The organism is Mycetohabitans sp. B2, from assembly GCF_021733735.1.
GTDB classification, from domain to species: domain Bacteria; phylum Pseudomonadota; class Gammaproteobacteria; order Burkholderiales; family Burkholderiaceae; genus Mycetohabitans; species Mycetohabitans rhizoxinica.
Genome location: NZ_JAHKSP010000021.1, coordinates 73,820 through 93,104, shown reverse-complemented (window position 1 = coordinate 93,104; position 19,285 = coordinate 73,820). Strand labels below are relative to the sequence as shown.

Sequence of the window (19,285 nt, the reverse complement as noted above, 5' to 3'; positions counted from 1 at the left end):
TCAGAGTGTGTATAAGAGACAGCCCCGGACCCCGGACCCCGGACCCCGAGCACCGAGCACCGAGCACCGAGCACTAGGCATTGGACACCAGGCTCCGAGCAATCGTCATGGATTCCACTGGGCAAAATTGCGATACAGCTGCAACCCCGCTTCCGCGCTTTTTTCGGGATGGAATTGGGTGGCGAAAATATTATCCCGTGCTACCGCGGACGTAAACGGCGCGCCATACACCGTTTCCCCCACGGTGTCGGACGCACCATCGGGCACCACATAATAGCTGTGTACGAAATAAAAGAAGCTTTGGTCGGCGATACCCTCCCACAGCGGGTGGGGCCGGGTCTGCCGCACCCGGTTCCAGCCCATCTGTGGCACCTTGAAGCGCGAGCCGTCGTCCTGCAGCTTGCCGTCCAGTTGAAAGCGCAGACACTTGCCGGCCAGCACGCCCAGGCCCTTCGTATCGGCCTCCTCGCTCCAGTCGAACAGCATTTGCTCGCCGACACACACGCCCAGGACCGGCTTGGTGCGTGTCGCATCCAGCACCGCGTCCTGCAGCCCCGAGGCAGCCAGCGACGCCATGCAATCGCGCATCGCCCCTTGGCCGGGCAGCACCACGCGGTGCGCGGCGCGCACCTTGTGCACATCGCTGACCACTTGCACATCGGCCTGTGGCGCGGCGCGCAACATCGCCTGCCAAACCGAGCGCAGGTTGCCCATCCCGTAGTCGACAATCGCTATCGAAGTTTTCATGCAGACCCGCTTCTGGTAAACATCCGTCCCAAATTCAAGCGGGTGGCCGCACCGCCCGCCCCGCGCGCTGTTCGCCGGCTACCTGAGTACCGGTAGCCGTGTTTTCCACCCGATCCGCTCGCCGAGCGTGGCCGATACCGCGTTCACGCAGACCACCGATATCGACGCGACGCGTATCGTGCGACTCGTCCCCTCGTGCAACGCCTCTGCGCCACGTTCTGGTTCGCGGTCAGGCTCAAACAAAATGGCAACGCGCGGTTGAGCAACGGTTGCACTTTGCCCTACAAGATGCCCTTGGTCGACGGGATCTGTCCGGCCGCGCGCGCATCGATCTCGGCGGCCATACGCAGCGCCCGGCCGAACGCTTTGAACGCGGTCTCGACCTGATGATGCGCGTTCAGGCCGCGCAGGTTGTCGATATGCAGCGTGACACCGGCATGATTGACAAAGCCGCGGAAAAATTCGATCGTTAGATCGACATCGAAGTTGCCGATCCGCGCGCGCGTGAAGGGGATATGAAACTCCAGCCCCGGGCGTCCAGAAAAATCAATGACGACGCGCGACAATGCTTCGTCCAGCGGTACGTACGCGTGGCCGTAGCGGCGGATGCCCTTGCGCTCGCCGATCGCCTTGGCGATAGCCTGGCCTAGCGTGATGCCGGTGTCCTCGACCGTATGGTGGTCGTCGATGTGCAAATCGCCGCGCGCGTCGACCTCGAGATCGATCAAGCCGTGGCGGGCAATTTGGTCCAGCATGTGGTCAAGAAACGGCACCCCGGTGTTCAGCTTCTGCTGGCCAGTACCGTCCAGATTGACCTTCACTCGGATCTGCGTTTCGCTCGTGTTGCGCACGACTTCCGCAATACGCATGGATGTTCCTGAAAATGGCGGAAAAATTAAACAGCGACTCACACGCGATCAAACCAGCGCATTGCTCAACGCAGCTAGCAATTGTGCATTCTCATCCGGCGTGCTGACCGTGATCCGCACGCACTCAGCCAGCAATGGATGCATTTTACTCACGTTTTTAATCAGAATTCGTGCACCGAGCAGCGCGTCGAACACCGCGGCGGCATCCGGCACGCGCACCAGCAGGAAGTTTCCCGCACTCGGAAACACGTGAGCACCCGGCAACGCGCCGATCGCCTCGGCAAGTCGCGCCCGCTCGGCACGCAATTCAGCGGCCTGCGCATCGAGCACTTCCAGGTGATCGAGCATAAAATCGACCGTCGCCTGCGTCAGCACGTTAGTGTTGTAGGGGGGACGCACCTTGTCGAACTCGTTGATCCAGCCTGGCAAGCCGACCAGATAGCCGAGCCGGATACCGGCCAGGCCCAGCTTGGAGACGGTGCGCATGACCACCACGTTGTCGAACTCGCCGGCCCGCGACATCCAGCTGCGCTGCGCAAACGGTTGATACGCCTCATCGATAACCACCAGCGACCGGTCGGCCGCGCGCACAACCCGCTCGAGATCCGTGTCGTCGAACAGTGTGCCGGTCGGATTGTTCGGATAGGCCAGATAGATCACCGCGGGCTGGTGCGCGGCGACGGCCTCCAGCATCGCGCCCACGTCCAGCGTCAGATCGGCATTCAGCGGCACGCCAACGAATTGCAGCTGCGCGAGCTTGGCCGACATCGCGTACATCACGAAGCCGGGCACCGGCGCCAGGATCTTGGCGCCCGGCTTCGCGCACGCGGTCGCAATCAGGCTGATCAATTCGTCCGAGCCGTTGCCCAGCAGCACGTCGCAATCAGCCGGCACCTGCATCGCGCACTTGAGCTTGTCCAGCAATGCACCGGGCCGCGGCATTGGATAGCGGTTCAACGCGACCTGGGCAAGCCGCTCGCCGAGCCGGTGCGCAAGCGGCCGCGGCAGCGCGTAGGGGTTTTCCATTGCGTCCAGCTTGATCAAGCCGGCGGCATCCGGTACCGGATAGCTCGTCATTGCCAGCACGTCCGGGCGAATGATGTTCTGGGGTATCGTCATAGTCTGGTGTCCAAGCTGTCCCGCCTGCCCGCCCGTGCGGTCAGCCGCCGGCCTTCATCCGATACTCGGCGCTGCGCGCGTGCGCCTGCAGGCCCTCGCCATACGCGAGTTCCGCGGCAATTTCACCGAGCGTCTGCGCCCCTTCGGCGCTCACCTCAATCACGCTCGAGCGCTTCAGAAAGTCATACACGCCCAACGGCGACGAGAAACGCGCGGTCCGGGAAGTCGGCAGCACGTGGTTCGGACCCGCACAATAGTCGCCGAGGCTCTCGCTCGTGTAGCGGCCTAGGAAGATCGCGCCAGCATGGCGAATGTGCTGCACCCATTGATGCGGCTCGAGCGCCGACACCTCCAGGTGCTCCGGCGCGATGTCGTTGGCGATTGCGCATGCCTCGGCCATGTCTCGGACCTTGATCAACGCGCCGCGATCCTGCAGCGAACGGGTGATCACGTCGCGCCGCGGCAGCGTCCCGATCAACTGGTCGATCGCCTCCTCGACGCGCCGGATGAACACGGCGTCCGGACACAACAGGATCGACTGCGCGAGTTCATCGTGCTCGGCCTGCGAAAATAAATCCATCGCGACCCAACGCGGGTCGGTGGTGCCATCGCACAACACCAGAATCTCCGACGGACCCGCGATCATGTCGATGCCGACCGTGCCGAACACCCGTCGCTTGGCGGCGGCAACGTAGGCATTGCCCGGTCCGCAGATCTTGTCCACGGCCGGGATCGTGTCCGTACCGTAGGCGAGTGCGCCGATGGCCTGGGCGCCCCCGATGGTCAACACCCGGTCCACGCCGCCAAGTAGCGCGGCAGCCAGCACAAGGTCATTGGCCATGCCGTCCGGCGTCGGCACCACCATCACGATTTCGCGCACGCCGGCCACGCGCGCCGGAATCGCATTCATCAGCACCGACGACGGGTAGGCGGCCTTGCCGCCGGGCACGTACAAGCCGACGCGGTCCAGCGGCGTGACCTTTTGGCCGAGCACCGTACCATCCGCCTCAGTGTACTGCCAGCTGTGGCTGCCGCATTCGATCTTCTGCTTGTCGTGATACGCGTGCACGCGCGCCGCCGCCGCCTCCAACGCTGCCCGGCATTTGGGCTCCAGCGCGTCCAGTGCCACCTGCAGCCGGGCAGCTGGCAATTCCAGGGACGCAACGCTGTCCACGTCCAGCCGGTCAAAACGCTTCGTGTATTCCAGCACAGCGGCATCGCCGCGTAATTTGACGTCAGCTAAGATCTGCGCGACCGAGCGCTCGATCGCTTCGTCTTCGCTCGCCTCGAATGCGAGCACGGCCGCCAACGCCGGCTTGAAACTAGCATCGGAGGAGTCGAGTTTGCGGATCTTGATCGCCATACGAGTTCCTTGTGTCTCGTGATGCGGGCATCACACGCCGGGCGCCCCGGTATCTGCGCGGTGCTCAGCCACGGCTTGCGCCCCACTCTTGCTGGCGCGCTCGAACGCTTCGAGAATGGGCTTGAGTTGGGTACGCTTGAGTTTGAGCGCAGCCTGGTTGACCACCAGCCGCGACGAGATCTCCATGATCTGCTCGACCTCGACCAAGTTGTTCGCACGCAGCGTGCCGCCGGAGCTGACCAAGTCGACGATCGCATCCGCCAGGCCCACCAGCGGCGCCAATTCCATCGAACCATACAGCTTGATCAGGTCCACGTGCACGCCCTTGGCCGCAAAATGCTCACGCGCACTGCTCACGTACTTCGTGGCCACCCGCAGTCGGGCCCCTTGCCGCACCGCATTCGCGTAGTCAAAACCCTGCGGCACCGCGACCGACAACCTGCAACGGGCAATGTTCAAGTCGATCGGCTGGTACAGTCCGTCGCCGCCATGCTCGAGCAACACGTCCTTGCCGGCCACGCCGAAGTCGGCTGCGCCGTACTCGACGTAGGTCGGCACGTCGGTCGCCCGTACAATGATCACGCGCAAGCCCGGATCCGTGGTGGGCAAAATCAACTTGCGCGACGACTCCGGATCCTCGGTCACCGTGATCCCGGCCGCCGCCAGCAGCGGCAGCGTCTCCTCGAAGATACGGCCCTTGGACAGCGCCAACGTCAACGGCACGCCCGGCCCGACTGCCGGTGCCAACGCGCCCGGCATGCTGGCCGGCGTGCTCATGCAGCCGCTCCGTGGGCCAAGCCGTCCTTCTGCGTGGCATCGTCCGTATTGATCGGTGCAGTCGCGCTGACACGGCTGACATTCGCGCCCAGCGCGCCCAGCTTGATCTCCATGCGGTCGTAGCCACGATCGAGATGATAAATCCGATCGATCAGCGTCTGCCCGTCGGCCACCAGCGCGGCAATGACAAGGCTGGCCGACGCGCGCAGATCCGTGGCCATCACTTTCGCGCCAGACAGCTTGTCCACGCCGGTCACCAGCGCCGTATTACCGTCGATCGTGATGTTCGCACCAAGCCGGTTCAGCTCCTGCACATGCATGAAGCGATTCTCGAAAATCGTCTCCACCACTTGTGACGTCCCGGTCGCTATCGCGTTCAGCGCCATGAACTGCGCCTGCATGTCGGTCGGAAACGCCGGATACTCGGAGGTGCGAAACGATACCGCACGCGCACGGCCTGGCATGCGCAGGCGGATCCAGTCATCGCCGGCCGACACTTGCGCGCCCGCCTCGCGCAACTTATCGATGACCGCCTCCAGGATCAGCGGGGTGACGCCGCGCAGCGTGACGTCGCCACCTGTGGCGGCGGCCGCACACAGGAACGTGCCGGCCTCGATGCGGTCTGGGATCACCGCGTGGCGCGCGCCGTGCAGACGCGGCACACCGTGTACCACGAGCCGGTCCGTACCGATCCCGTCGATTCTCGCGCCCATCGCGACAAGCAGGTTCGCCAAGTCGGTGACCTCCGGTTCGCGCGCCGCGTTTTCCAGCACGGTTTCCCCGTCCGCAAGCACCGCCGCCATCAGCAGATTCTCCGTGCCAGTCACGGTAATCATGTCAGTGATCACGTGCGCGCCCTTCAAGCGGCTTGCCCGCGCATCGATGAAGCCGTGCTCGATCGAGATCTGCGCGCCCATCGCGGTCAATCCCTTGATATGCTGATCGACTGGACGCGCGCCGATCGCGCATCCGCCAGGCAGCGACACTTGTGCATGACCGAAGCGCGCCACTAGAGGTCCGAGCACGAGAATCGACGCACGCATCGTCTTGACCAACTCGTATGGCGCCACCGGCTTGTCGACCTGCGACGCGTCCAGCGTCACGGTGTTGCCATTCACCTCCGAGCGCACCCCCATCTGGCCAAGCAACTTCAACATGGTACGCACGTCCTGCAGGTTCGGCACGTTCTCCAACTGAACCGGCTCCGCGCTCAACAGGCTTGCGCACAAGATCGGCAACGTCGCGTTCTTGGCACCGGACACCGTGATCTCGCCACTGAGGCGGACCCCACCGTCGATCAGCAATTTATCCATTGATTCGCTTCCGCTTTGTGTGGCCGGCGGGCGCGACGCGTGAACCGCCTGGGCCACTGGGGCGTCGTTCGTCACGCCCAGGTTATCTCGTTTAATCCGCACTCGAATCCCGGTTCATCGGTTTTGCCATTCGGCCGGTGTCAACGTCTTCATGCTCAACGCGTGAATCTCCTCGCGCATGCGCTCGCCCAGCGCCGCATAGACGAGCTGGTGCCGTGCAATCCTTTGCTTGCCCTCGAATGCCGAGCTGACGATCGTCGCGAAGAAGTGCTGGCCGTCGCCTTCGATGTCAACGCGCTCGCACGGCAAGCCTGCTTCAATATATCCCTTGACTTGTTCCGGGGTCGGCAACATCGCAAATCCCTCTCAGTATTCTCTCAATTGTGGGTCGCGACGCACGCCAGGCGCGACGCCTCGACCGATTCCCATGCTCAATGGCGCAGCTTATACCCGCTTGCCAGCAAGCGTACCGCCAATGCCGCGACGGCGACGAAAAAACCACCCACCACTGCCAGACTTACAAGCGGCGCCACGTCGGATGCACCGAAGAAGCCGAAGCGAAATCCGTCAATCATGTAGAAGAACGGATTCAGGTGCGATACGTGCCGCCATAGGTCCGGCAAGGTATGCGTTGAATAAAACACGCCCGACAGGAACGTCAATGGCATGATTAGAAAATTCTGAAATGCCGCCAGTTGGTCGAACTTCTCGGCCCAGATCCCGGCGATCAGGCCCAGCGTGCCGAGAATCGCCGCACCAAACACGGCGAACGCGACGATATACAGCGGCGCGCAGAACGACACCGGGATGAACGCAATCGTCACGACGAATACCCCCAGCCCGACAGTCAGGCCACGCACGACCGAGGCCAGCACGTAGGCGCAGAACATCTCCCAGTGCGACAGCGGCGGCAACAGGACGAACACCAGATTGCCGGTGATTTTGGACTGGATCAACGACGACGAACTGTTCGCAAACGCATTTTGCAACACGCTCATCATGACCAGTCCCGGAATGAGGAAGCTCGTGTACTCAACGCCAGGATAGACCTGAACATGCCCCCGCAACGCGTGCCCAAAGATGGTCAAATACAACAGCGCGGTCATCACTGGGGCCAGCACGGTCTGGAAGGCCACCTTCCAGAACCGCAGCACTTCCTTGTAGAACAGCGTCCTGAAGCCGATCATGCCAGCCCCTCCACGGCCTGGGGCGCATTCATGATCTGCACGAACACGTCTTCCAGGTCGGCCTTGCGCACGTCGATCTCGTCAAACCGGCAGCCGGCCGCACGGCATTGCGCAAGAATCGGCTCCACGTCGTCATACGAGTCCAGCCGCAGCAGGTGCTGCCGATCTGCCGGATCGGGCGTGCCGATCTCCAGAGCCCTGATCTGCGCCGGCACCCTGCCTGCGCTCACTCGCACGAACAACTGTAGTCCACTGAAGCGCTGCAGCAACGCACCGGTGCGCTCGAGCGCAACCATCTCGCCGCGACGAAGCATGGCGATGCGGTCGCACAGCGACTCGGCCTCTTCCAGGTAGTGCGTGGTCAACACGATCGTATGCCCCTCGCGGTTAAGCCGCGAGATGAATTTCCACAGTGTCTGGCGCAATTCCACGTCCACGCCCGCGGTCGGCTCGTCCAGCACGATCACCGGCGGCCGATGCACAAGCGCCTGCGCGACCAGCACGCGCCGCTTCATTCCACCGGATAACGCGCGCATGTTGACGTCCGCTTTCTCGGTCAGGTCCAAATTGGCCATCACTTCGTCGATCCAATCGTCGTTGCGGGCTAAACCGAAATAGCCGGACTGGATGCGAAGGCATTCACGTACGGTAAAAAAGGGGTCGAACACCAACTCTTGGGGCACCACGCCAAGCGCGCGCCGTGCGCGCCTGAAGTCCGTCACAACATCGTGACCTCGCACTGCGATCGTTCCCTCGTCCGCGCGCGCCAGACCCGCAAGAATGCTAATCAGCGTCGTCTTGCCTGCGCCGTTGGGACCGAGCAATCCGAAGAACTCGCCCTCCTCGACGGTGAACGACACGCCTTTGAGCGCATGCAAATCGCGATAGCGCTTCTTGACGTTGTGAATTTCTATGGCTGGCATGAGTGTGCGGCGCGACAGCGCCGGCAGGGTTTGCGGGCCCACCTGTGCATGCTTCGCGGGCGGGCAATGGCCTATCGACGGCCTAAAAAACGGTTGATTATAGGCGAAATCGGCGGGTCGCCGCGAGGGGACCGATCGGCCACATGGTCCACGCCGTCACCTGAAACGACGTGACAGCATCAATGTCGGCCGGACGAAACCAGCGCCTGGACGCCGTAGGCCTGGGCCAGGCTAGCCAATCCGTCAGGCAGGTTCAGGATCGAGAACGACGCGGCGCGACGCGCGCGAGCCTCACGTTGCCACGCCAGCAATACCGCCAACGCCGACGAATCGAATTGCTGCAGGCGGGCGCAATCCACGGCGGTCGCGCCGCCAGCGATATGGTTCAGGCCAGCCTTGAGCACGGCGTTCGCCGTCGCGAACGTCAGGGCCTGGCCCGTTTCGAAGGTTGTCACGATGGGCTCTTGGCCGCAGCGGCCGGCGTATTCTTCTGCGATAGGTAGGTGATCAAGCCATCAATCCCATGTTGCTGGATCTGCTCATTGAACTGTTGCTGGTATGTCTGCACGAGCCACGCACCGGCGACATTCAAATCATAGACCCGCCAGCCATACGCGGTCTTCTCCATCCGATAATCGAGCTCGATCGGCTGGCCATTGTTGATCACCGTCGAGCGTACAACGACGTCGGTATCAGTCGGCGCCGCGCGCAGCGGCTGATACCGGATTTCCTGATTGCCGACCTGCGACAGGGCACCGGAATAGGTCCGGATCAGCAGCATCTTGAATTGCTCGACGATTTGTTGCTGCTGTTGCGGCGTCGCGGTGCGCCAGTGCCGCCCCATGACCAGACGCGTCGTCCTCGCGAAGTCGGTGTACGGCAGGATCTTCTGGTTGACGACCTGCGTGATCCGCTCGATGTCGCCGGCTTTGATCGACGAGTCGGCGCGCACGATGCTCAGCACGTCGGTCGTCACCGATTTCACCAGCCCATCCGGTGTGCCCATATCAATGGCCGGCGCTTCGGCAAACGAACCGGTACTGCACGACAGCAGCGTGGCAACGACGGGGATCAGTAAAAATTTTTTCATCAACTCAGTCCTATCGATTATTTCTTTTCGCTATGGTCAACGATCGTCAAATATTGGAGCGAATTGCGCAGTTCGAGTTTCATTCGCCGCGAAGCATGCTCACCTAAACCGAAGATTCGGAATGCTATAGGGACGGCCGGGTGGAATCATCTGCTGGCTTGGCACGTGCGTCTCCGATGCCGGTTGCGCGGCACCAGCCGATGCCGATTGCGCCGCTGCAGCATCCGGCCCGGTCGCGCCGGTCGGCTCCTGCCGTTGGGGGGCCGATGCTCCCTGCACCGCGTCGGGCTGCGGTGCGGCGGCCGGTGCACCTTCTGCGCCAGGCGTCGGTGCGCCATCGTCGCTCGGGCCGGTGTCGGCGTCCGATTCATCATCGTACGCGGGCGGCGGCGGATTGCCATCCGAAATCAGGTACTGACGCCGTTGCAAATGGGCGTTGCGCACGAACGAGTACTTGTCAAGCGCCGCATTGGACAGCAGGTCGGTCGCACCGAGCAACGCCGCGCGCGTGCTAACGATGCGCACACCATAGAGCGTCGTGCGCAGCCAGATCGGACGCATGTAGGCAGTCAGGTCGCCCTGCCAATCGACCAGCAAGCCTGCCGCGTCGCGCACGGTGCTGGGCCCGAGCAGTGGCAGCACGAGGTACGGGCCCGGCGGCACGCCATAGTGGCCCAACGTGACACCGAAGTCCGATTGGTGTTTCGGCAGCCTAGCCTGACTAGCAAAGTCGAACAGCCCACCCAGCCCGAACGTGCTATTGATCGCCACGCGCATGATGTCTTCCGTGCCTGCGGTGATCTTGCCTTGCAACAAATTGTTGGCGGCGATATACACATCGCCGATGTTTGAGAAGAAACTCGACACACGATCGCGGACGAATTGAGGCAACGCCCAGTTATAAGCGCGCGCCACCGGCTTCATCGCCACGCGGTCCAGCGTGTCATTGAATTCGAACATCGTCCGGTTAAATCCTTCCAGCGGGTCTTGCTTCGACGGTGTCTTCACCGCCGCGCAACCGCCCAGCGCCATCGCAGCGGCCGCGACCACGACGGTGGCTCGCATCGTTGTCATGCTGCCTCCCCTCAGTTTGCCGTCGCGCTTGCCGGCGCGACTTGGGTTTGAGATGCGTCAGGGCTGGCCCCGGCGGGCCCGGGCGCCGCCGGGGCCGCCGGGGCGGGTGTGGCAGGTACGGCCGGCTTGCCTGCCCCGGCATCCGCCGCCTTGCTGTACAGGAATTGGCCGATCAGGTTTTCCAGTACGATCGCGGACTGCGTCATCGTAAGCGTGTCGCCATCCTTGAGCAGCTGTTCGTCGCCCCCCGGATCCAGGCCGATGTACTGCTCGCCAAGTAGACCCGAGGTGAGAATCTTGGCCGACGAGTCCTTCGGGAACGTGTACGGCTTAAATACGTCGATTGTGACCAGTGCCTGGTAAGTCTGCGTATCGAACTCAATGCTCTGCACGCGGCCTACCATCACGCCGGCGCTCTTGACCGCCGCGCGCGGCTTCAGTCCACCGATGTTGTCGAACTTCATCTTCACCGAGTAGGTGGATTGAAACGACAGCGAACTCATATTGCCAGCCTTGAGCGCCAGGAACAGCAGCGCAACAAAACCGAGCACCACGAACAAGCCGACCCAGAAGTCCAGAGCGTTTTTCTTCATCGTCATCCCATCGGAATAGCTATTACCGCTGCGTGCTACGCGGGGATCGCGCACGCAGTCGTGCCGGCGCGCCATGGCGCCGGGCCCATCTATCAATTGAACATCAGCGCGGTCAGCAAAAAGTCCAGCCCAAGTACCGCCAGCGATGCGAACACGACCGTCTTGGTCGTCGCGCGCGACACCCCTTCGGGGGTCGGCTTGGCTTCATAGCCTTGGAACAGCGCGACGAAGGTTACCGCGAAGCCGAACACGATGCTCTTGATCACACCGTTGCCGATATCCTGTCGCAGGTCGACGCCCGATTGCATTTGGGACCAAAACGCGCCAGGGTCCACGCCGATCAATACCACACCGACGACATACCCGCCGACGATGCCGACCGCGCTGAAGATCGCCGCCAGGATCGGCATCGCGATTACGCCAGCCCAGAATCGCGGTGCAACGACGACCCGGATCGGGTCCACCGCCATCATTTCCATCGCGGTCAGTTGCTCGCCCGCCTTCATCAGGCCGATCTCCGCGGTCAGCGACGTGCCAGCGCGTCCGGCAAACAGCAGCGCAGTGACCACTGGCCCAAGCTCGCGCACCAGCGACAGCGCGACCAACAGCCCGAGCGCCTGCTCGGAGCCGTAGCGATTCAGCGTGTTGTAGCCCTGCAAGCCCAGCACGAAGCCGACGAACAACCCCGAAACAGCGATGATGACGAGTGAATAATTACCCAGGAAGTGGATCTGCTGGATGACGGTGCGCGGGCGCCGCAGCAATGGGAAGCACTCCGACGCAAGCCGCGCGAACATACGGGCGCCGTAGCCTGTTCGTGAAAGGCCGTCGAGAACGGCGCGGCCGACCGTGGCAATCATGCGCTACTCTCCTGCGCGCGGCACGGCGCCGAGACCGAAGTCCGCCTCCAGCGACGCGCTCGCATAGTGAAAATGAAAGGGACCGTCAGGCGCGCCGTCGATGAACTGCCGCACGCTCGGGTCCTGCGACGCGCGCAACTGCGCGGGCGTGCCCTCGGCGAGCACCCGTCCATTCGCAATGAAATACACGTAGTCCGCGATCGCAAACGACTCCGGCACATCGTGTGTCACGAGGATCGACGTGGCGCCGAGCGCGGTATTGAGGGTGCGAATCAGATTCGCGGTAATACCCAGTGAGATCGGATCAAGTCCCGCGAACGGCTCATCGTACATCATCAGCTCGGGGTCGAGCGCGATCGCCCGGGCCAGCGCGACCCGGCGCGCCATGCCACCCGAGACTTCGGACGGCGCCAAGTCGCGTGCGCCGCGCAAGCCGACCGCGTTGAGTTTCATCAACACGAGATCGCGGATTAGCGCCTCTGGCAAGTCCGTATGCTCGCGCAGCGGGAATGCGACGTTGTCGAATACTGACATGTCGGTAAACAACGCGCCGAACTGGAACAACATGCCCATCCTGCGCCGCGCCGCGTAGACCGCCTGGGGGCCCATTGCACCGACGTCCTCGCCGCGAAACAGTACCTGGCCTCGGTTGGCGCGCACCAGCGCACCGATGAGCCGCAACACTGTCGTCTTGCCGCACCCGGAGCCGCCCATGATCGCAACCACCTGTCCACGCTTGAAACGCATGTTCAGGTTCTGGAGCACGAGCCGCTCAGCACTGTAGCCGAAAGCAACATCGCGAAGCTCAAGCAGGATATCGGAGGCGGTTGGCGGCACGTAGGCGGTCATCAAAAGGCACGGAACGCGGATTATAGGGCCTAAAGCGGATCTGCCGCCTGAAACCCCGACGTGGACTGTGCGCGAGACCGCTTACACGCCACCTTCGCGGCGTAGGGCAATGGCAGGCAAGCCCCGCATTATCGAATAAACCCTCTTTGCAACGCAAAGATTGCTTTTTCGACGTCGTGGGCCTGCGTTACCGCGCGCACGAGCGCGGCACCGCGCACACCGGTGGCCAGCACGTCGTCCAGCGTCTGCAGGTCGATGCCACCGATTGCCACGCAGGGCACCACGCCGTCCAGCAATCGCACGTAGCGCGCGAGTCGCGCAAGCCCTTGCGGCACGCTGGGCATTGCCTTGGTGGTGGTCGGAAACACCGCACCCAGCGCGATATAGCTCGGCTTGAAGTGCAGCGCCACCAAGATCTCGTAGTATCCGTGCGAGGACAGACCCAGCCGCAGCCCCGCGTGTGCCAGCGCACCGATGTCCGCGCGCGACAAATCCTCCTGGCCCAGGTGCACGCCATAGGCGCCTTCGTCCAGCGCCAGTTGCCAGTGGTCGTTGATGAATACGCGTGCGTCGTCATAGCGGCGCCCCGCCGCAACGGCGCGGCGCACGTCGGCCCGCAGCACGGCTAACGCGCGCGGATCCGCCGCATCGCCCGCCCCGTCAACCTTGCGGCGCAGTTGCACAGTACGCACGCCGAGCGCTAGCAGCCGCTCGATCCAGTCGGCCGTCGGCACCACCGGATACAGACCGAGCGCTGCCGGGCACGCGGCGAACGGCTGCACCGGCGCATCAGGCAACCCCAGCACGCGCGGAAAGCGCGACACATCACACGGCCATGGATCCTGCGCATGCTCGTCGCCCTGCCGCCACGCCAGGGCGAGGCACAACGCATCGTGCGGCGCGCAGCCACAATCGAGGAACGCGGCGAATGCCGCGATCCAGTCGTCGCACGGCGCGGCCTCCAACGTGCGGACCACATCACCCTGATGCAACCGCATGGCACGCGCCGACGCGTCCAGCACCGTGGCGCCGGCAGCCACCCAGCGCGCGGTATCGGCCGCATGCGGCTGCACATCGGTCGCCACGATCACGTCACCGGGCCCTGGCTGCGGCGGCGGCACGAGACAGATCCGCACCGGCTGGCTGGCGCGCGGCCAATCACCCAACCGTGCGCGGATCCGCTCGGCCGCCTCCAGCAGTTCATCCGCAGGCGGATAAAAAACCTCGCGCTCCCGCAGGAAGGCGCCGCTCATGCCCGCTCATTCGAGGGCGGGACAGCGGCGCCCTCTGGCGCGCGATAGTCGTCCTGGTGCCAGAATGGCATGCCGACCACCGGCGTACTCGCATGCGCGCTGTCGCGCTCCGGCATCGGCCCAGCCAAGTACGCTTCGCGACCCGCCTCGACCGCACTCGCGAATGCCCGCGCCATCGCCTCGGGCCGCGCCGCCTGCGACACCGCCGTGTTGAGCAGCACGGCGTCAAACCCCCACTCCATCACCTGGCACGCGTGCGACGGCACACCCAGCCCTGCGTCGACGATCAGCGGCACGTCCGTCAGGCGCTCGCGCAGCAGCTTGAGTCCATACGGGTTCACCACCCCCTTGCCGGTGCCAATCGGAGCGCCCCACGGCATCAACGCCTCGCAGCCGACGTCGAGCAGTCGCCGCGCGACAACGAGGTCTTCCGTGCAATACGGCAGCACCTTAAAGCCGTCCCGCACAAGGATGTCGGCCGCCTCGATCAAACCGACCGGATCCGGCTGCAACGTGTAGTCGTCTCCAATCAGCTCAAGCTTGATCCAGTCAGTTTCAAACACTTCGCGGGCCATCTGCGCGGTCGTCACCGCCTCCTTCACGGCATGGCAGCCAGCGGTGTTGGGCAACAGCGCAGCACCCCGACACTTCAGCGCGTCAAAAAACCCAACGTCGGCGTCGCCCTGCGCGGCCAATTGGCGCCGCAGCGCGACGGTGACCATTGCGGGCTGCGCGGCCACGAGCGAGGCTTCGAGCGCATGCAGCGACGGATAGCGCGAAGTGCCGAGCAACAGCCGGCTTGTAAAGGGTTGTCCGTACAGAATCAGCGCGTCGGCGGTGGAATGGGAATGCATCATTGTCTCCGTCAGTTTCAGTGACCCATGGGCCAGATTGTCGGCTCGCGTGGCATGCCGCCGATGCGTCATCCGCCTGCCACGGGTTTTACGACGTCGATCCGGTCACCTTGCGTGAGCGCGCGCGCAGGATGCTGTGCGCGCGGCACGAATTCGCCGTTGATCGCGACCGCGTACGGCGGCACTGCACCATACGAGGCCAGCGCGTCAGCAAGGCGCGCATCATCGGGCAACGAGAAAGGCTGGTTGTTGATTTGGATATCCATGGTTCATGCGTCAGTCAGTCGAGCACGGCTGCAGCGCAGCCGCACGGTAAAGCATCGGCCAGCGCGAGGCGGCACGCCACGCGTCGAAGCCGTCCGAATCGCGCACCTGCGCCTCGAGCAACGCGTGCGCGAGCGCCACAGCTTCGTGCGCCACCTCAGGCGCAATCATATAGCCGTGGCGGTACAGGCCATTGACGCGCAGCACCGACGCGCCATCCCACGACAGCGCGGGGCGATGGTCCGGCAGTGTGGGCCGGCAATGCGCGTTCAGCTCGAGGATCCGGCCCTCGCCGAAGGCGGGATGTAGCGAATAGGCCGCCGACAACAACTCGAGCGCCGAGCGCACGCTCACCGGCGACATGTCCTCGCCTTCGATCTCGGTGGCCCCGATCACATAGTGATCGTCCTGCTTGGGCGCGATATACAACGGATAGCGCGGATGCAGCAGACGCACCGGCCGGCTCAGACCAATGCCCGGCGCATGGACCCGCGCGACTTCGCCCCGCAGCCCGCGCAGACCGGGCCATGCCTGCTTCGCGCCCAGTCCACGGCAATCGATCACCAGACCGGCAGCAGGCAGGGCATCCTCGCGCACGCAGGTATGCCAGTGCGTGTCTACATGCAACTCGTCGAGCGCGGCCCCCAGCGCCGCCAGCAACTGCCGATTATCCAGTTGCCCCTCGCCGGGCAGCAAGCGCGCGTCGTGAAAGCGCATACCAAGCGCCGGCTCGGCTTGCGTGACCTGAGCGCCGTGCAGTGCGACGATGCCATCGTGCAGCATCGTCACGGGCGCGTTCACGCGCACGCGCTGCTCAAACAATGGCCATTCGGCGCGATCGGCCGCATGCCAGACAATCAGCGTGCCGTTGCGCTGGAAGAACACCGGTTGTGGCAGCTGCGGCAGCCATTCGGCCCAGCGCCCGAGCGACGCGGCGCCCAGCTCCACCAGCAACGGCTCGGCATTAGCAGCTTCGGCCAGCGGCGCGAGCATGGCTGCGGCGACCCACGCTGCCGCACTGCGTCCGCTCGACTCGCCTTGCTCATACAGCGCGACGCGATGGCCCGCGCGCGCGAGCCGCCACGCAATAAGACGACCGGACAAGCCGCCGCCCAAGACGGCGACATCGGGCATCGGCGCGGCGTGGCACGCGGTTTCTAAAGAGGGGTCGGATTGGGGCACGGCAATCAAATCCTATGTACGGGAATCGGGGTACAAGGACGAAACCGGCGAGATTCACGTGCGGGAACCTGACCACAGTGGCGCGCCGGCAGACACGTCCGTTCCCTCACGGCAGGACAGAATCGAAAACTTCCCGCGCCGGTATTACCCGGATCGGGTGCAAAGGGACTCTCTCAGCCTGGCACTGCGCGACTCGCCGCGCATCGACTTGCAAACGCACATCAACGTGCAAAGCACCCCTGTTTCGTCTAAGCCCATTAAATCACAAAACCGCCGCCAGCCGCAATTCGTTGCTTTGGCACAATGTCGCGCAATCGCCGCTGCTAAAGCGCGCGCCACCGCATGCCTTAAGCCGGAATTAAGCGGTAGTCGGAACAATCCGCACTGGCACGAGTCAGTCACCGTCGCGTCGTTCGCGTCGTTCGCGTCGTTCGCGTCGTTCGCGTCGTTCGCGTCGTTCGCGTCGTTCGCGTCGTTCGCGTCGTTCGCGTCGTTCGCGTCGTTCGCGACAGTGCAACGCACCGGCGCGCCGGTGAATGGACCGATTTGAGGAACCCTACAGTTGAGGAACCCTATGAGTCAACCCGCATCGGGCAACAACGAACGTATTACCACGTGGAGCCTGATCAAGCCGTATTGGGTGTCGGACGAAAAGTGGATCGCCTGGGGACTGCTCGCGCTCGTGGTCGCGATTAACATGACCATGGTGGCGGTCAACGCGTGGTTCAACACATGGCAGCGCGTGTTCTTCGACTCGATCCAGCAGTACAACTATCCGGTGTTCAAGCACTCGCTGCTGCAATTTACCGCGATCGCGATGGCGATGATCTTGCTCGGCTCGTACCGCACGTACTTCCGGCAGATGCTCGAATTCCGCTGGCGCCAGTGGCTCACCACGCAGTACATGCACGCGTGGCTGTCGGGCCGCGCGTACTATCGAATTGAGCGCGACAAGCTTGCTGATAACCCGGACCAGCGGGTTTCAGTGGACCTACAGGAACTGGCGAGCACGACGCTGGCGCTCTCGCTGGATTTCCTATCCACGTCCGTCACGTTGCTGTGGTTCAGCCATGTCCTGTGGCAGTTGGCCGGCCCACTCAGCTTCACCGTGTTCAGCACCGATGTGACAATACCTGGCTACATGGTGTGGACCGCCCTGCTCTACGCGGTAATCGGCTCGTACATCACGCATCGCGTCAACCATCCGCTCGTGTCGATCAACTACCAACAACAACGGGTCGAAGCGGACTTTCGTTTCTCGTTGATCCGGTTGCGCGAGAATGCGGACCAGATTGCCCTGTACGAAGGCGAGCGCACCGAGGAGAAAGCGCTGCAAGGCGTCTTCGGGCACATTCGCGACAATTGGCGGATGATCATGCGCTATACGCGGCGTCTGAACATTGTCGTGGTCAGCTATTCGCAACTGGCCATCGTGTTCCCGTTCATCGCCGCCGCGCCGAAATACTTCGAGAAGGCGGTCAGCTACGGCGGTTATCAGCAGACAATTGGCGCGTTCGGCACCGTCAGCAACGCGTTCTCATGGTTCATCAGCAGCTATTCGACACTGGCCGCATGGCGCGCCGTGATTAACCGGCTCAAGGAATTCCAGCGCATCATGGCGCAGCCGCAGTTGCTCGAGTCGACGTCGCGGGCCACCGAGCACGGCGGCATTCATATGAGAATGGCCGATACGACGGTACTGCGCGTGCAGGCGCTGCGGCTGTTGCGCCCGGATGGCACGCCGCTGTCGACGATTGGCTCGTTTGTAATCGCGCCCGGCTCGCGGGTGCTCGTACGAGGCGCGTCGGGCTCCGGCAAGAGCACACTGCTGCGTTCGCTGGCCGGCCTGTGGCCATTTGGCAGCGGCACCATCGAGATGCCCGTCAACGCACGCGTGATGTTCGTGCCGCAGAAAAGCTACGTGCCGATCGGCACGCTCAAGGGCGCGCTGTGCTATCCGGCAACGGCCGACGCGTTCACCGACGCGGACTGTGCCGACGTGCTGCGCGCCTGCCGGCTGGGCGAACGAGTCGATCAGCTCAACGTGAGCGACCATTGGGAGCGCGTGCTGTCGCCCGGCGAACAGCAACGCCTGGCAATCGCCCGCGTGCTGTTGCAAAAGCCCGATTTCCTGTTCCTTGACGAGGCGACCAGCGCGCTCGACCTCGATACTGAGGCGGCGCTGTACCACGTGCTGACGCAACGTCTAGCCCACGCGGCAATCGTCAGTGTTGCGCACCGGGAGTCGGTACAAGCGATGCACGATGAGACGATCGAAGTGGTGCGCGATGACTCACGTGCGGCAGCGTGATGACGGCTGTGCCTCGCGCGCGCGCATAGTGCAGTCACGGCAGGCTACGCCCGGCCGGTACCGCTGCGAGCCTCGCGTAGCGTGGCCCGGCCGGCGTCAGCGTACTGCTGACCAACACCAGCGTATCAAAGGTAATCAACGGCGGCACGGGATGCACCCTCTCGAAATCGCGCGTCGACGCAGGCGGATCGCCGCGCAGCCTAGCGAGGGTCAGATGCGGCCGCAACGGCCGCGCAGCGGCGGGCACACCGGCCCGCTCCATCAGCACATCGACGCGAGCCACCCACGCGAGGAACGCCGGCGCGCTGATCAGTTCAAGCGCATACACGCGCGCCCGCTTAGCGCTAGGCAGCATCGCGGCATGCGAGGTGGGCAGCACGTCCGGCACCGGCGTCAGCGTCGGCCATTCGTTGATCAGGCACGCTTCCCCATCCGGCGTCAGCGCGCCAATGAATCGTATGGTCAGGTGAACCTGCTCGCGCGGTATCCATCTGACGCCTGCGATATGGCCGGCGCGCCATGGAGCGCGCCACGCGTCGATTGCATCGAGGGCGCCGGAATCGGGAATCAGTGCGACAAAGCAACGCTGCAGTCTGACATCCATCGACGATTCCTTACGGCAAAGCCGTCCTACTGCACACGGTAGCCGATGACGAA

At 63.7% G+C, this 19,285-nt stretch carries 22 protein-coding genes and 1 riboswitch; of the genes, 2 read left to right on the top strand and 20 right to left on the bottom strand.

Features of this window, described 5'->3' with window-relative positions:
• Positions 1 to 105: 105 nt before the first annotated feature.
• The 19 genes from hisH to KPG66_RS04845 all read right to left on the bottom strand — a co-directional run bounded on the left by hisH (position 106) and on the right by KPG66_RS04845 (position 16,269).
• Entirely contained in the window at positions 106 to 747 is a 642-nt protein-coding gene (gene hisH / locus KPG66_RS04935) for an imidazole glycerol phosphate synthase subunit HisH (protein WP_013434863.1), read from the bottom strand.
• Positions 748 to 1,028: 281 nt separating this feature from the next.
• A complete protein-coding gene (gene hisB / locus KPG66_RS04930) occupies positions 1,029 to 1,616 on the bottom strand; it encodes an imidazoleglycerol-phosphate dehydratase HisB (protein ID WP_041753290.1) in 588 nt (195 codons plus the stop codon).
• Between the two features lie 48 nt (positions 1,617 to 1,664).
• Positions 1,665 to 2,735 carry a histidinol-phosphate transaminase gene (gene hisC / locus KPG66_RS04925; RefSeq protein WP_237070158.1) on the bottom strand — a complete coding sequence of 357 codons (1,071 nt, stop codon included), beginning with the start codon at positions 2,733 to 2,735 and terminating at the stop codon, positions 1,665 to 1,667.
• A gap of 40 nt (positions 2,736 to 2,775) precedes the next feature.
• Positions 2,776 to 4,098: a histidinol dehydrogenase gene (gene hisD / locus KPG66_RS04920; protein WP_237070157.1), complete on the bottom strand. Its 1,323-nt coding sequence runs from the start codon at positions 4,096 to 4,098 to the stop codon at positions 2,776 to 2,778.
• 30 nt (positions 4,099 to 4,128) lie between these two features.
• Positions 4,129 to 4,857: an ATP phosphoribosyltransferase gene (gene hisG / locus KPG66_RS04915; protein ID WP_049786448.1), complete on the bottom strand. Its 729-nt coding sequence runs from the start codon at positions 4,855 to 4,857 to the stop codon at positions 4,129 to 4,131.
• Positions 4,858 to 4,871: 14 nt separating this feature from the next.
• Positions 4,872 to 6,188, bottom strand: a complete 1,317-nt coding sequence (gene murA / locus KPG66_RS04910; RefSeq protein ID WP_049786363.1) for a UDP-N-acetylglucosamine 1-carboxyvinyltransferase — start codon at positions 6,186 to 6,188, stop codon at positions 4,872 to 4,874.
• A 114-nt stretch (positions 6,189 to 6,302) separates the two neighbouring features.
• Positions 6,303 to 6,542, bottom strand: a complete 240-nt coding sequence (locus KPG66_RS04905; RefSeq protein ID WP_013434856.1) for a BolA family protein — start codon at positions 6,540 to 6,542, stop codon at positions 6,303 to 6,305.
• Between the two features lie 77 nt (positions 6,543 to 6,619).
• A complete protein-coding gene (locus KPG66_RS04900; protein WP_013434855.1) occupies positions 6,620 to 7,375 on the bottom strand; it encodes an ABC transporter permease in 756 nt (251 codons plus the stop codon).
• Positions 7,372 to 8,298 carry an ABC transporter ATP-binding protein gene (locus KPG66_RS04895; protein ID WP_041754163.1) on the bottom strand — a complete coding sequence of 309 codons (927 nt, stop codon included), beginning with the start codon at positions 8,296 to 8,298 and terminating at the stop codon, positions 7,372 to 7,374. The genes KPG66_RS04900 and KPG66_RS04895 overlap by 4 nt, the downstream gene beginning before the upstream one ends.
• 179 nt (positions 8,299 to 8,477) lie before the next feature.
• Positions 8,478 to 8,753 (bottom strand): STAS domain-containing protein, encoded by a 276-nt coding sequence (locus tag KPG66_RS04890; protein ID WP_013434853.1) that lies wholly within the window; start codon positions 8,751 to 8,753, stop codon positions 8,478 to 8,480.
• Entirely contained in the window at positions 8,750 to 9,388 is a 639-nt protein-coding gene (locus KPG66_RS04885) for an MlaC/ttg2D family ABC transporter substrate-binding protein (RefSeq protein WP_041753288.1), read from the bottom strand. Before KPG66_RS04885 ends, KPG66_RS04890 begins: the two co-directional genes overlap by 4 nt.
• Positions 9,389 to 9,487: 99 nt before the next feature.
• On the bottom strand, positions 9,488 to 10,462 hold the full coding sequence (locus KPG66_RS04880; protein WP_237070156.1) for an MlaA family lipoprotein: 975 nt from the start codon (positions 10,460 to 10,462) through the stop codon (positions 9,488 to 9,490).
• An 11-nt stretch (positions 10,463 to 10,473) separates the two neighbouring features.
• Entirely contained in the window at positions 10,474 to 11,061 is a 588-nt protein-coding gene (gene mlaD, locus KPG66_RS04875) for an outer membrane lipid asymmetry maintenance protein MlaD (protein ID WP_049786447.1), read from the bottom strand.
• 86 nt (positions 11,062 to 11,147) lie between these two features.
• Entirely contained in the window at positions 11,148 to 11,915 is a 768-nt protein-coding gene (mlaE, locus tag KPG66_RS04870; protein ID WP_013434849.1) for a lipid asymmetry maintenance ABC transporter permease subunit MlaE, read from the bottom strand.
• A gap of 3 nt (positions 11,916 to 11,918) precedes the next feature.
• Entirely contained in the window at positions 11,919 to 12,764 is an 846-nt protein-coding gene (locus KPG66_RS04865; protein WP_041753286.1) for an ABC transporter ATP-binding protein, read from the bottom strand.
• Between the two features lie 128 nt (positions 12,765 to 12,892).
• Positions 12,893 to 14,017, bottom strand: coding sequence for a thiamine phosphate synthase (gene thiE / locus KPG66_RS04860; RefSeq protein WP_237070155.1), 1,125 nt, complete (start codon positions 14,015 to 14,017; stop codon positions 12,893 to 12,895).
• Positions 14,014 to 14,871 (bottom strand): thiazole synthase, encoded by an 858-nt coding sequence (locus KPG66_RS04855; RefSeq protein WP_049786446.1) that lies wholly within the window; start codon positions 14,869 to 14,871, stop codon positions 14,014 to 14,016. Before KPG66_RS04855 ends, thiE begins: the two co-directional genes overlap by 4 nt.
• Positions 14,872 to 14,939: 68 nt before the next feature.
• Positions 14,940 to 15,137, bottom strand: coding sequence for a sulfur carrier protein ThiS (gene thiS, locus KPG66_RS04850; protein ID WP_237070154.1), 198 nt, complete (start codon positions 15,135 to 15,137; stop codon positions 14,940 to 14,942).
• 10 nt (positions 15,138 to 15,147) lie between these two features.
• Entirely contained in the window at positions 15,148 to 16,269 is a 1,122-nt protein-coding gene (locus KPG66_RS04845; RefSeq protein WP_237070161.1) for an FAD-dependent oxidoreductase, read from the bottom strand.
• Between the two features lie 161 nt (positions 16,270 to 16,430).
• Positions 16,431 to 16,568: riboswitch (TPP riboswitch) on the bottom strand.
• Positions 16,569 to 16,612: 44 nt separating this feature from the next.
• Between KPG66_RS04845 and KPG66_RS04840 the strand changes: the two genes are divergently transcribed.
• Both KPG66_RS04840 and KPG66_RS04835 read left to right on the top strand, forming a co-directional pair.
• Entirely contained in the window at positions 16,613 to 16,867 is a 255-nt protein-coding gene (locus tag KPG66_RS04840) for a hypothetical protein (RefSeq protein WP_237070153.1), read from the top strand.
• A 24-nt stretch (positions 16,868 to 16,891) separates the two neighbouring features.
• Positions 16,892 to 18,628, top strand: coding sequence for an ABC transporter ATP-binding protein/permease (locus KPG66_RS04835; RefSeq protein ID WP_237070152.1), 1,737 nt, complete (start codon positions 16,892 to 16,894; stop codon positions 18,626 to 18,628).
• A gap of 34 nt (positions 18,629 to 18,662) precedes the next feature.
• Here the strand turns inward: KPG66_RS04835 and thpR are convergent, their stop codons facing one another.
• On the bottom strand, positions 18,663 to 19,232 hold the full coding sequence (thpR, locus tag KPG66_RS04830) for an RNA 2',3'-cyclic phosphodiesterase (RefSeq protein WP_041753280.1): 570 nt from the start codon (positions 19,230 to 19,232) through the stop codon (positions 18,663 to 18,665).
• Positions 19,233 to 19,285 lie beyond the last annotated feature (53 nt).